General features: G+C 52.8%; 1 protein-coding gene. It reads left to right on the top strand.

All coding sequences use genetic code 11. The features are described from left to right. Nucleotides 1-99 precede the first annotated feature (99 nt). Nucleotides 100-1749, top strand: coding sequence for a transposase (locus I6E40_RS10525; protein ID WP_235387199.1), 1650 nt, complete (start codon nt 100-102; stop codon nt 1747-1749). Nucleotides 1750-1794: the final 45 nt, after the last annotated feature.

The raw sequence follows: 1794 nt of genomic DNA, 5'->3' as shown, positions 1-1794 counted from the left end.
GAGCCCACTTTAAAAAGTGGCGTTGTGATTGTTTAAGTATTTATATGCTGCTGTTTGGGTATTTTTTTACCTTTACACCATAAATCAAACGACAGTCCGATGTTCAAGAAAACCGATCCCAATCCTCAACTGGACATGTTCACGTCTCCGACCATGCAACTTGGTGCCCGTGCATCAAAGAAGTACACAGACCCCAATGCCTGGCACAACCAGTATTTCCGTATGTACACCTCGAAGATTGACGAGGAACGTTTCAAGGTTCTTTTCCCGGAAGGAAAGAAGAGCGGTCGTCCGACGGCCTCTATCCGCGTGCTGGTAAGCATGTCCTGGCTGAAGGAGGGCTTCGGATGTAGCGACGAGGAGTTGTTTGAGAAGTGCGAGTTCGACCTTCTGACACGCAAGTCATTGGGTCTGGAGCTCATCAGCGACGTGACTCCCTCGCTTGACACATACTACCTTTTCCGCCGTCGCATCTGCGAGTACTATGAGAAGACAGGCATCGACCTTATGCAAGAGTGCTTTGAGGCTGTCACGGGCAGTCTTGTCAAGCAGCTGAAGATTTCGGGCAAGTGCATCCGCATGGACAGCAAGCTTATCGGTAGCAACATAGCCCGGCAATCCCGCTATGAACTTATCTGCACCACTCTACAGAAGTTCCTCAAGTCGGCTGAAGTGTGCAGTCTCCCGGCTGAGCTTCAGGAACTGGCCAAGGCATATCTTGGCGAGGACTCCTCCAAGACCGTCTACCGTAGCGATGCCGACACGCTCCAGAGTCGCTTTGCGCAGATAGGCTCGTTCATCCACCAGCTCTTGTCAGGATACCGGGACGATGACCCTTGCTGCGCCCTGCTTCGCCGTGTGTTTGACGAGCAGTACACCATGAAAGACGGCAAGGCCGTGCTTCGCGACAAGGCCACAGTCAAGGCTGACAGCGTGCAGAACCCCAACGACCCCGATGCCACTTATCGCAACAAGAACGACCAGAAGGTACAGGGATATGTGACGAACATCACCGAGACGGTGGAGGATGACAAGCCCAGCATCATCACCTCCGTACAGGTCGAGACGGCGGTCTTTGCAGACTGCCATTTCCTCCAGGAGGCTGTTGAGAATAGCGAGAGGGTTACAAACACCACCGTCGAGGATTTGTACGCGGACGGAGCCTACCAGAGTCCTGATAACCGCGCTTTTGCCGAGGGTCATGCAGGCATGAGGCTCAAGACGGGCAAGATGCAGGGAGGCAACCGCTGGGAACTCATCCGACACGACGAAGACGGTCTGACTGTTGTCGACAAGCAGACAGGAAACACATACGAAGCGGTCAAAGCCGTAACCAATCAAGGCAAACGCCAGCGATGGCGAATACCTTGGGCGAACAAGACCGGGTGGCGCTACTTTGAGGACAAGGATATTGAGGCCTACCAGCTGCGCAAGCAGATTGAGAGCCTGCCGCCTGAGGAGCAGCGAAGGCGCAACAACGTAGAGGCCGCCATGTTCCAGTACAGTTTCCACACGCGCAACGGCAAGACTCGATACAGGGGCTTGCTGAAGCACCGTATGCAGGCATACGCCAGATGCGCATGGATGAACTTCCGAAGGGTGGTAATATTCCAGTCAGCAGCATTTCAAAGAGCTACATTTTACCTTTTCTGGCCTCTCAGAGGAGCATTGGGGTGCATGATGCTGATTTTTTCGAATCAACTTCAAGTGAGACCCTTTTGCCGTGAATCACCCAGAATAGCCATATAGGTCAGACTGAATTTCAAATATGCCACTTTTTAAAGTGGGCTCAAT

This window comes from Prevotellamassilia timonensis, from assembly GCF_021531665.1.
GTDB lineage: Bacteria > Bacteroidota > Bacteroidia > Bacteroidales > Bacteroidaceae > Alloprevotella.
The sequence above is the reverse complement of the archived record's forward strand: the minus strand, read 5'-3'. Positions and strand labels throughout refer to the sequence as shown.